Genomic DNA, 12,634 nt, shown 5'->3' on the forward strand with positions numbered 1-12,634 from the left:
TCCTCGTGGAACGGGTCAGTACTTCTCGGACTGCCCGCCGTCGATCGCGACGACCGTGGCGTTGCTGGAGGAGGACTGGTCGGACAGCAGGAAGGCCGCCACCGGCCCGCCGGACCGTTTCGTCGGGTTGACGCTGACGAACTCCTTGCCCGCGGCCTCCCGGTTGACGGGGTCGATCTGCTTGAGCGAGGCCTCGACCATGGGAGTCACGATGGCGCCGGGGGCGATGGCCTTGACGGAGATCCCGAACCGGCCGTACTCGACGCCGGAGCCGCGGGTCAGGCCGGCGACGCCGTGCTTGGAGGCGGCGTAGCCGGACCGGTCGCCCACACCCCGGATTCCGCCGACGCGGGTGGTGTCGACGACCGTGCCGTGGCCCTGCTCCCGCATGACGGGCAGGACGTACTCGAGGTCGAGGAAGACCCCGCGCAGGTTGACCGATACGACACGGTCGAACTCCTCGCCCCGAAGTCCTGGGTGAGGTCCTGCCCGCCCTCGATGCCGGCGTTGCCGGAGAAGGCGTCGATGCGGCCGTAGACCTCGATCGTCTTGTCGACGTAGCCACGTGTGCCGTCCTCGGCCGCGACGTTGGCGACGATCGTGGTGACCTCGGCCTGCGGGGCGACCCGCTTGACGGCGGCGGCCGCCTCGGCGAGGCCCTCCTCGTTCAGGTCGACAAGGGCGGGCTTCGCGCCCTCGCGGGCCACCTGGAGAGCGGTGGCCCGGCCCAGTCCCGAGCCTCCGCCGGCGATGGGACGACCTTGTCGTCGAACCTGTTCTACACGAGAATCCTCCCAAAAACAGACAAAAACCATTTACGTCCTATTCGGGATGCCACTCTCGCCATCGCCGCTCTGACGTGCGCTGATACGCCACTCTCCCTCAGAGAGCCCCTTCCAGCTTCCGCGCCGCCACGAGGACCGGATCCCACACCGGTGAGAAGGGCGGCGCGTATCCGAGGTCCATCCCCGCCATCTCCTCGACGGTCATCTCGTTCCACAGCGCGGTGGCCAGCACGTCGACACGCTTGCCCGCGTTCTCGCGACCGACGATCTGACCGCCGAGCAACCGGCCGGTCCGGCGCTCGGCGATGAGCTTGAGCGTCATCATCGAGGCTCCCGGGTAGTACCCGGCACGGGTCGAGGACCTCACCGTCACCGTCTCGAACTCGAACCCGGCCCGCCGGGCCTCGGCCTCGCCGAGCCCCGTGCGCGCGACCTCGACCCCACAGATCTTGGTGATGGCCGTCCCCACGACGCCGGGAAAGCGCGCGTACCCACCGGCGATGTTGATACCCGCGACCCGGCCCTGCTTGTTGGCGTGGGTGCCCAGCGCGATCGCGACGGGCGCCCCCGATATCCGGTGGACGGTCTGCACGCAGTCACCCGCCGCCCAGACCCCTTCGACCGAGGTGCGCATCCGGGGGTCGACGACGATCCCACCCGTGGGCCCGACCTCCAGACCGGCCTGTCGCGCGAGGTCGCTGTTGGGCCGGACCCCCATGCCCAGCACGACGATGTCGGCGGGGAACTCGGCGTCCTCGGTCAGGACCGCGCGCACCCGGCCGTCCTTGGTGTCGAATCCGGTCACCCGTGTCCCGGGGAAGAAGCGCACCCCCATCTCGCATACCGCGTCACGCACCAAACGGCCCATGTCGGGATCGAGCGTGCCCATGGGCTCGGGCCCCGCCTCGATGAGGTCGACCTCGACACCCCGTTCGAGGAACGCCTCCGCCATCTCCAACCCGATGTAGCCGCCGCCGACCACCACCGCGCGACGTGGGGAGCGCTCATCGACCTCGGCGCGCAGCCGGATGCCGTCATCGAGGGTCTGCACCCCATGGATCCCCTGGGCGTCGGCACCGGGAAGGTCGGGACGGCGCGGCACGGCTCCGGTCGCGATCAGGAGGTGATCAAAATGTTCCTCGTGAAACATCCCATCCCCACCGATCATCCCGACAACACGTCGTTCCAGGTCGATGGCCGTCACCTCGGTACCGGTGCGCACATCGATGGCGTAATCTCGGCGGAAGGTGTCGGGGGCGCGGGCGATCAGCTCGTCGGCACTCGATACCGTTTTCCCGACCAGGTACGGGATGCCGCACGCCGAGTAAGAGGTGTGCGCGCCACGTTCCAGGGCGAGGATCTCCAGGTCGTCGGGACCGCGTCGGCGGCGCGCCTGAGAGGCGGCACTCATCCCCCCGGCATCACCGCCAACCACGATGAGACGTGACCGGCCGTTAACCCGTCGCTCCATGCAGCCTCCCTCGGTGGACGCTCTCGCGTCAGCGTGTGCGCGTTCCATGGGATCATCCCCATGGTGGGCTGAGCATCTTCCCCTGGTTTTGGTTAACGTGATGGCTAATCACGCGTGTCCTCCCCGGCCCGGACGGCCCCAGCGCCCCCTGCCGCCGCTCCGCCAGGTGGCCAAGCGCCTCTCCACCGGGACCCGCGTGCGACAAGCTTCTCTAGGAGGGCGACTTACGTGACTGAACCGGCACCGGTGTACGCCAGCGGGGTTGATCACGAACGACTCACGGCCCAGCTCCGGTTCATCCTTGAGGTCGACAAGCTCAAGCGGATCCTGCGCCGCAACCTGCTCGTCGACGGTTCCCGGAGGGAGAACGACGCCGAGCACTCCTGGCACCTCGCCCTGACCGCGCGGGTGTTCGCCGAGTACGCGCCCCAGGGGACCGACATCGAACACGTGGTGGAGCTCCTCCTCGTCCACGACATCGTCGAGATCGACGCGGGGGACACCTTCGTCTACGACACGCGCATGTCGGCCTCCCAGGCCGAGCGCGAACGGGTCGCCGCCGACCGGATCTTCGCCCTGCTCCCCAAGGACCAGGCCACCTACGCGCGCGGGCTGTGGGAGGAGTTCGAGGCCCGCCTCACCCCCGAGGCCCGCTTCGCCAAGGCCATCGACCGGCTCGCCCCCATGCTCGCCAACTGGCACACCGACGGCGGAACCTGGGTGCAGTACGGCGTCACCAAGGACCAGGTGCTGGAGAAGGTCCGGATCATCGCCGAGGGGTCCGAGGCGCTCGGCTCCTACGCCACCGCCCTCATCGAGGACGCCGACCGCCGCGGCTACTTCTCGCGGAAGTAGCCGTTCACCCCGCCCGTGCCCGCCACCGGGCACGGGCTCAGCCGCCCAGCGCGTCCATGAGCAGCTGGACGGCCGCGGTCAGCCCGATGACCACGACGAGGATGCGCAGCGCCAGCGGCTTGAGCCTGCGGCCGACCTTGGCCCCGAGATAACCGCCGACGATCGCCCCTCCGGCGATGAGTCCGACCACCGGCCAGCTCGGGTTGGCGAAGATCATGTAGAAGACCGCGGCGGTACCGTTCACGATCGACGTCAGCGCGTTCTTCAGCGCGTTGATCCGCTGGATGTCGTCGTCCAGCGCCGAACCCAGCAGCCCGATCAGGACGATGCCCTGCGCGGCGGCGAAGTAGCCGCCGTAGGCGCCTGCTCCGTAGACCCCCAGCGGCAGCAGTGGCCCACCGTTGGGGCGGGAGGGCCGCCGTCGCCGCATCCAGGCGTTGATCCGCGGCTGGGCGATGATCAGGGTGCAGGCGAGCAGGATGAGGACCGGGACGACGAAGGTGAAGACCTCCTCCGGCAGGGTCAACAGGAGCACGCAGCCGGTGATCGCGCCGAGGAAGGACATGGCGCCGAAGCGCAGTATCCGGGTCCGCTGGCCGGCGAGTTCACGCCGGTAGCCGATCGCGCCGGTGAGCGACCCCGGCGCCAGGCCGATGCTGTTGGAGACCGTCGCCACCACCGGCGGGTATCCCAGCGCCAGCAGCACCGGGAACGTGAACAGCGTCCCCGACCCCACGACCGCGTTGATTCCCCCCGCGCCGATGCCCGCCGCCAGAACGGCGAGCGCCTCCCACCACGTCATCCGCGCCCTTCGTGTCGGGGACGCCGCGCGCCCGTTTCGGCCCTGTCCGTGCCATGACGCCCGAACCAGATTTGCATACAGTGTACGAATCTGGTGTCGGTGAGGCGTGGGCGCCCCCCGGGGGAAGGGAGGGGACGGGCTGGACGGTACGCGCCGCGCTGGACGCGCACGGCCCGACGCCGCCCCGGCGTGTCGGCCGTCAGGTCCGGACGGGCCTCCCGGCCCTCCTACGGCGGGAGCGTTCGGGCGCCCCCCGCACGCTTGCCCACCACCGAGGAAAGACGCGCGCACCGCGGGGCCGACGCGCCGGCCGGGCGTTGCGGCGACCCGGCCGGCGGCGACAGCGATCAGACCGCCCGCGCGCTCCAACGGTCGCCCACACGCTCCACCTTCAGGGGCAGGCCGAACGTCTCGCTGAGGTTGTCGGCCGTCATGACGTACTCCAACGGCCCCGCCGCCACGACCCGCCCCTCACGCAGCAGCAGGCCGTGCGTGAATCCGGCCGGGATCTCCTCGACGTGATGGGTCACGACCGCCAGTGCCGGGGCGTCGATGTCGGCGGCCAACGTGGCCAGGCGGCGTACCAGGTCCTCGCGCCCACCCAGGTCCAACCCCGCGGCGGGCTCGTCGAGCAGCAGCAGCTCCGGGTCGGACATCAGCGACCGGGCGATCAGCACCCGTTTGCGTTCCCCCTCCGACAGCGTGCCGAACGCCCGATCGGCGAGGTGACGCGCCCCCCACTGCCCCAACATCGCATACGCACGGTCGTGGTCGGGCTGCCCGTACTCCTCCCCCCAACGGCCCAGGTAACCGTAGGAGGCGCTGATGACGAGGTCGAGGACGTTCTGGGTGTCGGGCACCTGGTTGGCGACCGCCGACCCGGCGAACCCGATGAGCGGCCGGAGCTCGAACACGTCTCCCTCGCCCATGCGTTCGCCCAGGACGTCCACCGATCCGGACGTCGGGAACAACTGCGTCGCGGCGATCCGCAACAGCGTCGTCTTGCCCGCCCCGTTGGGCCCGATGACGGCCCAGCGGTCCTCCTCCTCAACGACCCAGTCCACGTCGCGCAGCAGCTCCGCCGCCCCCCGGCGTACGCCCACACCGCTCATGCGCAGCACATGCCCGTTCATCGCTCTCCTTCGTCGCGCCCGAGTAGCGAACATACTGGACGCCCCTGGTGGTCCGGCGGCCGATCTAGGCTGGCACCGATGCTTCGAGAACTGTCCTCCGCACCGCTCACCGCCTGGGGGAACGCGTGGCTGTCCGGCCGGGTCGGCCTGGACGACGCGGTCGACGCGGTGGAGCGGAACACCGGTCCCCACGTCGTCGGCGCCCTCCCCGACGGCGACCCGCTCATCACGGCCGGGACTCCGCTACGCGCGGCGCTGGCCGGATTGCGCCCGCGCGGCCTGAGCGCGTTCCGGCTGTGCCTGCCGGTCCCCGGCGACCCGTTGGGGCTCGTGGGGCCGGCAGAGCTCAACAAGGCCGCGATCGAGGCCCGCGAGGCCGTACTGGTGCGCCTGGGCGACCGACAGGTGGGGCTCGTCCCCGGTGAAGACCGGCGGGGCTCATCCTACGTGGGTGTCCTCTGGACGCCCTACCCCGCCGTCGACAGCATGCCCGAACCGCTCCCCCTGGCCGACGCCGAACACCGGCTCACCCTCGCGGTACGCGAGTCGACCGACCTGTTCGGACGGATCGACGACATCGCCCCGTGGGGGCCCGAGGTCGTCCGGGCCCTGTCCGCCCTGCGCGACGCGGAGCGCTCCCCCACGCCGGGGCTGCCCCCGGGCCATCCCCCGCGGGCACACCGGGTCGCCGCCCTCGCCGACCGGTTGGCCGTCGTGGTCCACCTCGCCGGCGAAGACCCTGGTCGGGGACTGGACACCGCCCAGATGCGGGCGCGGCGCGAGGCACTGCGCCTCCTCGACGGCGCGGTCCGCCGGGCCAGGGTCGCCGCCTACTGTTCCGCGGTCGGCGGTTGACCTCCGCCACAAGACGATCAGGGTCGGGACGGTCGAAGGTCAGGGGAACGCCAGGGTCGTCTCCGGATCCCGGGCCCGACCAGACGAACCGATACTGAGAATCATGGCGAACCCTCACACCCCGGCTCCCCTCCCCGACCCAGGATCGTTGCGCGCGTCGGATGCCGACCGCGACCGTGTCGCCGCGCTGCTGGGAGAGGCCCTGGCCGAAGGCCGTCTCGACCACGACGAGCACGGTGAGCGGCTGGAGGCCGTCTACGCGGCCAAGACCATCGGCGAACTCGCGCCGTTGACCGCCGACCTGCCCGGGGGCGCGCGTCCCAGCGCGCCCGCCCCGAACCTCGTCGGCGCCGACCCGAACCTGCTCGCCTCCAGTGTCGGCTCGGAGAACATCGTCGCCGTGTTCGGCGCGGCCGAACGCAAGGAGCGCTGGCTCGTCGAACCACGCACCAACGCCTCGGTCCTCTTCGGCGGCGTCGACCTCGACCTGCGCGAGGCCGTGCTGAGCCAATCCGAGGTCGTCATCCAGTGCGCCGTGATCTTCGGCGGGCTCACGCTCACCGTCCCGCCAGGGGTACGGGTGCGCTCGAGGGTCTCCGCCTTGTTCGGCGGCGTCAGCACGGCCGAGCTGGACAACCCGGCCGCCCCGGACGCCCCCGTCGTCCTTCTCACCGGGCTGTGCATGTTCGGCGGTGTCAGCGTACGCACCCGCTCCCGCGAAGCCAAGAAGTAATCTTGATCACACACGGACCCGTTGACCAGCCAGGAGGAAGCACCGCGATGGAGCCCGACCACATCCGTGCCTCGGATGCCGACCGTGACCGGGTCGCCGACCGGCTCCGCGAAGCACTGGCTGAGGGGCGGCTCACCCCCGAGGAGCACTCCGAACGCATCGACGCGCTGTACCGCTCCAAAACCCTCGGCGACCTCGTCCCCATCACCGCCGACCTCCCGGCCGCCGGTGTCCCGTCCACCGACGAGCCCACCGGACTGTCCGTCTCCTCCGAGGAGGCCCACCGGATCGCGGCCGGCGGACAGGGGCGGGAGAACATCATCGCCGTCTTCGGCGGGGCCGACCGCAAGGGCCGCTGGCTGGTCGAACCCCACACCAACGCCTCGGTCCTCTTCGGCGGCATCGACCTCGACCTGCGCGAGGCCGTGCTGAGCCGACGCGAGGTGGTGATCCAGTGCGCCGTGATCTTCGGCGGGCTCGACATCATCGTTCCCCCCGGTGTCCGGGTGATCAACTCCACCACCGCCATCTTCGGCGGCACCAGCATGAACGGGGTCGACACCATGACCGACCCCAACTCGCCCACGATCCGGCTGACCGGGACCTGCCTGTTCGGCGGCATCGACGTCCGGGTGAAGAAACCGAAGAAGAAAAAGGCGCGGTGACCGGCCGGCACTCGCCGGCCCCGTCCTGGTCGTCGGGAGACGATTCCCGGGGCGATTGTTCACCCACCTGACGCCCACGTCCCACAAGGCCCCCAGTACCGTGGTAGAGCCATGACTCTTGCGAACTCCACGCTGCTGGTGACCGTGACCGGGCACGACCGTCCCGGTGTGAGCGCCCGGCTGCTGAGCACCCTGTCGGTCTTTCCCGTGACCCTGGTCGACCTGGAACAGGTCGTCATCGGCGGCCGCCTCGTCCTCGCCGCGCTGCTGGCCATCGATGAGCGCGTCGCCCCCGGTGTCAGCCACGAACGAGCGTTCGCCGAGGTCCGCTCGGCCGTCGAGAAGACGGCCATCGACCTGGGCATGGACGTGGAGTTCGCCGACGGCGGCGACAACGGCCGCGTCGGCGCGCTTCCCCAGGGACGGTTGCACGTGACCGTCCTCGCCGACCCGCTCCGGCCGGGCGCGCTGGGCGCCATCGCGTCGTGCGTGGCGCGCGCGGGGGCCAACATCGACCGCATCGAGCGTCTCGCCAGCTACCCCGTGACCTCCATCGAACTGGTCGTCTCGGGGGCCGAGCCCGAGCGGCTGCGCGCCGACCTCGCCTTGGAGGCGGCCACCCAGTCGATCGACGTGGCCGTGCAGCCGGCCGGTCTGCACCGGCGCGCGAAGCACCTGGTCGTCATGGACGTCGACTCCACCCTGATCCAGGGCGAGGTCATCGAGCTCCTCGCCGAACACGCCGGCTGCGCCGAAGAGGTCGCCCGCGTGACCGAGGAGGCGATGCGCGGCGAGCTCGACTTCGAGGAGTCGCTGCGGCGCCGGGTCGCCCTCCTGGAAGGCCTCGACGCCTCCGTCATCGACGACGTCCGCGACCGGATCGTGCTGACCCCGGGGGCCCGGACGCTGATCCGCACGCTCAAGCGGCTGGGCTATGAGTGCGCGATCGTCAGTGGCGGGTTCACCCAGGTCACCGACGCCCTCGTGGAACGCCTGGGCATCGACTACTCCGCGGCCAACACGTTGGAGATCGTGGACGGGCGGCTCACCGGCGAACTGGTCGGTCCCATCATCGACCGCAAGGGCAAGGCCATCGCGTTGGAGCGCTTCGCTGCCGAGGCCGGTGTTCCGCTCTCCCAGACCGTCGCCATCGGCGACGGCGCCAACGACCTCGACATGCTCCAGGCGGCCGGGCTGGGCGTGGCGTTCAACGCCAAGCCGGTGGTACGCGAACAGGCCGACACCTCGGTGAACGTGCCCTACCTGGACACGGTCGTCTTCCTGTTGGGCGTCTCGCGCGAGGAGATCGAGGCGGCCGACCTCGGCCTCTGAGGTCCCCGAAGCGGGGTGCGGCGCCCGGCCCCGGTCACCGAACGGCCGGCAGGATCCGCCCGGTCCCGGTGCCGGGCGCCGCGTAGAGCCACTCCACTTCGAGGTCGACCACCGCGACGGACGCCGGGGGAAAGGGGACCGGCCCCTCCTCCATGAAGGCCGAGGCGAGCATCCCGGCCGTGGGATTGTGCCCGACGTACAGCAGCGTCCCGACAGCGGGATCGACGAGGTTGATCAGGCCGAACACGTCATCGAGTCCGGCGCCGTAGGCGGCGTCCGAGTAGTCGGTCTCCGGCCGCGCGGCAAGGTGCCGGGCCACGAGCTCCCACGTCTGGCGGGTACGCCGCGCGGTGGAGCAGATGACCTGGTCGGGCAGGAGCCCCTCACGGGCGAGCGCCGCCCCCACGGCCTCGGCCTGGGAGCGTCCCACGGCGGTGAGGGGGCGGTCGGCGTCTGGGCCGCCCAGCGCGGGCTCGGCCTGCGCGTGGCGCAGGATGACCAGACGCCCGTTCACGGCGACAGCAGGGTGGCCACGACCGACAGCGCGGCCAGGAACAGCAGCATGGCCCCCACGATGACGGCGAGCCCTTTCATTCCGGACATGGTTGCCAGTCTGCCACGTCCCCATCAGGGGCCGTATGCAGGTGGCGCCCCGCCCCTGTCGGGAGCGGGGCGCCATCCGCGCGGACGGGACGATCAGTCGTCGGCGCACCGCTCGCTCACGCCGGCCTCCTCGCGTTCCCTGGGCGCGGTGTCGCCGACGGCCGCCCCCGCGCCGTACGACGCCGCGGGCGCGTCCACCGCCGGCGAACCATCACGGGCGTCGGGCACCGGCGTCCCCGGCGTCTCGGTCGCCGGACGGCGCTTGGACCAGACGATCGCGCCGACGATGACGACGACCGCCACCGTGGTGGCGACGACGCGCAGCACCATGTTGTCGGCGTAGATCACCACACTGGGCGCGATGATCAACGCCACCAGGTTCATCACCTTCAACAGCGGGTTGATCGCCGGCCCCGCGGTGTCCTTGAACGGGTCCCCCACCGTGTCGCCGATGACGGTGGCCGCGTGGGACTCCGACCCCTTGCCCCCGTGGTGTCCGTCCTCGACCAGCTTCTTGGCGTTGTCCCACGCGCCGCCGGAGTTGGCGAGGAAGACCGCCATGAGCGCGCCGGCCGCGATCGCCCCGCCGAGGAAGGCCCCCAGCGAGGCGTAGCCGAGGGCGAAGCCGACGGCGATCGGCGTCATCACCGCGAGCAGGCCCGGGGTGATGAGCTCGCGGAGCGAGTCGCGGGTGCAGATGTCGACCACGCGCCCGTACTCGGGCTTCTCCGTTCCGTCCATGATCCCCGGCCGGGTGCGGAACTGCTCGCGCACCTCCTGCACCACCCGTCCGGCGGCGCGCCCCACGGCCATGACCGCCAGGCCGGAGAAGAGGAACACCACGGAGGCCCCGATGATGACACCGACCAGCACGTTCGGGCGGTCGATGGAGAGGCTGAACGTGTCGGCCTGCGGACCGAGCGCGCCCTCGACCGAGGTCCGGAAGGCCCCGAACAACGCGGTCGCGGCGAGCACGGCGGTGGCGATCGCGATCCCCTTGGTGATGGCCTTGGTCGTGTTGCCGACAGCGTCCAGGCTCGTGAGGACGTCGGCTCCGGCACCCGTGACATCGCCGGACATCTCCGCGATGCCCTGGGCGTTGTCGGCCACGGGACCGAAGGTGTCCATCGCGACGATCACGCCGACCGTGGTGAGCAGGCCGGTACCGGCGAGCGCGACCGCGAACAGGCTGGTCGTGATGTCCCCGCCGCCGAGGAGGAAGGCGCTGTAGACCGCGCCGGCGATGAGCAGCGCGGAGTAGACCGCGGACTCCAGGCCCACCGAGATCCCGGACAGGATGACGGTGGCCGCGCCGGTCTCCGAACTCTCCCCGATCTCACGCACCGGCCGGCGGTTGGTCTCGGTGAAGTATCCGGTCAGCAGCTGGATCGCGGCGGCCAGCACCAGGCCGATGAGCACCGCGCCGATCGCGATGTAACGGGGGTTGCCCTCCAGCGCCGCGATCTGCGGCCCGACGCCCTCCAGGCCGGCGAAGCTCGTCGGCAGGTAGAGGAACGCCGTGACGACCACCAGGACGGCCGAGATGATCGCGGAGATGAAGAAACCCCGGTTGATCGCAGCCATGGCGTTCTTGTCCCTGGCGCGGGGCGCGACGACGAAGATGCCGATCACCGCGGTGATGACACCGATCATCGGGACGAGGAGGGGGAAGACCAGCCCCTCGACGCCGAAGGCGACCCGGCCGAGGATCAGCGAGGCGACGAGCACCACGGCGTAGGACTCGAACAGGTCGGCGGCCATGCCCGCGCAGTCGCCGACGTTGTCGCCCACGTTGTCGGCGATGGTGGCCGCGTTGCGCGGGTCGTCCTCGGGGATGCCCTGCTCGACCTTGCCGACAAGGTCGGCGCCGACGTCGGCCGCCTTGGTGAAGATGCCCCCGCCCACGCGCATGAACATCGCGAGCAGCGCGGCACCGAACCCGAAGCCCTCGAGCACGATCGGCGCGTCGCCCCGGTAGACGAGTACCACGATCGCCGCGCCGAGCAGTCCGAGCCCGACCGTGAACATTCCGGCGACGCCACCGGTGCGGAACGCGATCCGCATGGCCGCGTGTTCACCGCCCTCACGCGCCGCCGCGGCGACCCTGACATTTCCCCGCACCGCAAGCCACATTCCGATGAATCCGGTCAGGGCAGAGAAAACGGCACCCAGCGCGAAGAAGAGCGAACGACCGTAACGGACCCATTCGGAATCCGCCGGCAGGAAGAGGAGAAGGATGGGAATGGCGATGACGAAAACGATCAGGGTGCGGAACTGGCGTTTGAGATACGCCGCCGCCCCCTCTTGGACCGCGAGCGCGATGCCCTGCATCCGCTCGGTCCCCTGGCCTGCGGCCAGAACCTCACGCACGAGCATCCCGGCGACGGCGAGCGCGAGCAGCGCCACCACCAGGACCACCATGACCAGTGTGAGGTTCATGCCGTCCAGGACCAGTGCCGTGCCGCCGTCGGCGGCCAGGTTGAGCCCAGACAATCCGTCCTCCTTGAGACGGGCACATCGCGCCCCGCGCTTTCGCGTGCCGCCGTCCGGAGCTGGGCACCGAAGGTGACCCGACGGCACACGGTGCAGGGTCGTGTGGGTGCCACCACTTACGGAAACAGCCAACTGGTGTCACCGCGCACGGCGGCACCAGTGTGCCGGGATTCTACGCACCACCGTCGCAAAAAGTGAGGGCCTGACGCCATTTTCCACGCCACACAGGGGATATGTGATCACTCGGTGATCTAAAGAGTCCGACAATTATCGGTATAAATGTCCTTTATTTACATTTGTCACTTAAAATGATTAAGGTGACAATAGTGATAAAGGGAACATAAAGGAGAAAGATGGCGATAACCTCTATCGCTCCGCCACGCGGCACAGCGGCCTCGAGGCCGGGCGGCGTGGAACGAAGACGAGAGCGCCCCTACAGCAGACCAGGATCACGGCCGTCCGGCCACACGTTCGAGGAAATGTGGACTACACCACATCGCGAGTAAGGGTCAACCGCAGTCGAGCGGGATCGACCGATGTCTCCGGATCCGCGGCGATGTGATCCGCCACCGCGCGCCCGTGCGCCGCGACACCGGGCGCGTCGATCCGGTAGGGAGCACGCGCGCCATAGGCCGCCACCCGTTCGGCGCCCCGGCGCAGCAACCGGACCGCGCCGGCCACGTTGCCCCGCTGGGCGTGGGTGAGACCGACCGCCACCTGGGCCAGCCCCCGCCACAGCTCCCGCTCCGGTTCCGGCGCGGCCTTCCACACCGCCTCCAGCACCTCGTGCGCGTGGAAGGCATACCCTTCGTCCAGCAGACGCTGAGCCTCGGCCAGCCCCTCCTCCGGCGTGAACACCGCGTCGTCGGGCACCCGCGGCACACCGGGGGAGCCATAGGGCAGAGGC

General features: G+C 70.4%; 12 protein-coding genes and 1 pseudogene. 5 read left to right on the forward strand and 8 right to left on the reverse strand.

Annotation, left to right across the window (positions count from 1 at the left end; all coding sequences use genetic code 11):
• Positions 1-15: 15 nt before the first annotated feature.
• The 3 genes and pseudogenes from B5D66_RS26365 to B5D66_RS21135 all read right to left on the reverse strand — a co-directional run bounded on the left by B5D66_RS26365 (position 16) and on the right by B5D66_RS21135 (position 2,304).
• Positions 16-432 (reverse strand): SDR family oxidoreductase, encoded by a 417-nt coding sequence (locus tag B5D66_RS26365; protein WP_268805623.1) that lies wholly within the window; start codon positions 430-432, stop codon positions 16-18.
• 41 nt (positions 433-473) lie between these two features.
• A pseudogene (locus tag B5D66_RS26370) lies at positions 474-815 on the reverse strand (SDR family NAD(P)-dependent oxidoreductase); the annotation flags it as partial.
• 67 nt (positions 816-882) lie between these two features.
• Positions 883-2,304, reverse strand: coding sequence for an FAD-dependent oxidoreductase (locus tag B5D66_RS21135; protein ID WP_327309139.1), 1,422 nt, complete (start codon positions 2,302-2,304; stop codon positions 883-885).
• A 180-nt stretch (positions 2,305-2,484) separates the two neighbouring features.
• Here B5D66_RS21135 and B5D66_RS21140 point away from each other — a divergent pair, with 180 nt between their 5' ends.
• On the forward strand, positions 2,485-3,111 hold the full coding sequence (locus B5D66_RS21140; RefSeq protein WP_078763550.1) for an HD domain-containing protein: 627 nt from the start codon (positions 2,485-2,487) through the stop codon (positions 3,109-3,111).
• A gap of 37 nt (positions 3,112-3,148) precedes the next feature.
• Here the strand turns inward: B5D66_RS21140 and B5D66_RS21145 are convergent, their stop codons facing one another.
• Both B5D66_RS21145 and B5D66_RS21150 read right to left on the reverse strand, forming a co-directional pair.
• A complete protein-coding gene (locus tag B5D66_RS21145; RefSeq protein WP_078763551.1) occupies positions 3,149-3,913 on the reverse strand; it encodes a sulfite exporter TauE/SafE family protein in 765 nt (254 codons plus the stop codon).
• Positions 3,914-4,260: 347 nt separating this feature from the next.
• On the reverse strand, positions 4,261-5,046 hold the full coding sequence (locus B5D66_RS21150) for an ABC transporter ATP-binding protein (protein WP_078763552.1): 786 nt from the start codon (positions 5,044-5,046) through the stop codon (positions 4,261-4,263).
• A 78-nt stretch (positions 5,047-5,124) separates the two neighbouring features.
• Here B5D66_RS21150 and B5D66_RS21155 point away from each other — a divergent pair, with 78 nt between their 5' ends.
• From B5D66_RS21155 to serB, 4 genes are all read left to right on the forward strand, one after another.
• The gene (locus B5D66_RS21155) at positions 5,125-5,901 is read left to right on the forward strand and encodes a hypothetical protein (protein WP_078763553.1); all 777 of its coding nucleotides are present in this window, start codon (positions 5,125-5,127) and stop codon (positions 5,899-5,901) included.
• A 103-nt stretch (positions 5,902-6,004) separates the two neighbouring features.
• Positions 6,005-6,634 (forward strand): DUF1707 SHOCT-like domain-containing protein, encoded by a 630-nt coding sequence (locus B5D66_RS21160; protein ID WP_078763554.1) that lies wholly within the window; start codon positions 6,005-6,007, stop codon positions 6,632-6,634.
• A gap of 47 nt (positions 6,635-6,681) precedes the next feature.
• On the forward strand, positions 6,682-7,299 hold the full coding sequence (locus B5D66_RS21165) for a DUF1707 SHOCT-like domain-containing protein (RefSeq protein WP_078763555.1): 618 nt from the start codon (positions 6,682-6,684) through the stop codon (positions 7,297-7,299).
• A gap of 111 nt (positions 7,300-7,410) precedes the next feature.
• On the forward strand, positions 7,411-8,631 hold the full coding sequence (gene serB, locus B5D66_RS21170; RefSeq protein ID WP_144390240.1) for a phosphoserine phosphatase SerB: 1,221 nt from the start codon (positions 7,411-7,413) through the stop codon (positions 8,629-8,631).
• A gap of 34 nt (positions 8,632-8,665) precedes the next feature.
• On the opposite strand, the gene B5D66_RS21175 is transcribed toward serB, so the two are convergent.
• The 3 genes from B5D66_RS21175 to B5D66_RS21185 all read right to left on the reverse strand — a co-directional run bounded on the left by B5D66_RS21175 (position 8,666) and on the right by B5D66_RS21185 (position 12,600).
• On the reverse strand, positions 8,666-9,145 hold the full coding sequence (locus tag B5D66_RS21175) for a SixA phosphatase family protein (protein WP_078763556.1): 480 nt from the start codon (positions 9,143-9,145) through the stop codon (positions 8,666-8,668).
• A gap of 182 nt (positions 9,146-9,327) precedes the next feature.
• Positions 9,328-11,673: a sodium-translocating pyrophosphatase gene (locus tag B5D66_RS21180; RefSeq protein ID WP_394330079.1), complete on the reverse strand. Its 2,346-nt coding sequence runs from the start codon at positions 11,671-11,673 to the stop codon at positions 9,328-9,330.
• A gap of 540 nt (positions 11,674-12,213) precedes the next feature.
• Positions 12,214-12,600: a DUF309 domain-containing protein gene (locus tag B5D66_RS21185; RefSeq protein ID WP_327309144.1), complete on the reverse strand. Its 387-nt coding sequence runs from the start codon at positions 12,598-12,600 to the stop codon at positions 12,214-12,216.
• Positions 12,601-12,634 lie beyond the last annotated feature (34 nt).

The sequence above is a fragment of the Marinactinospora thermotolerans DSM 45154 genome, from assembly GCF_900167435.1.
GTDB classification, from domain to species: Bacteria; Actinomycetota; Actinomycetes; order Streptosporangiales; family Streptosporangiaceae; genus Marinactinospora; species Marinactinospora thermotolerans.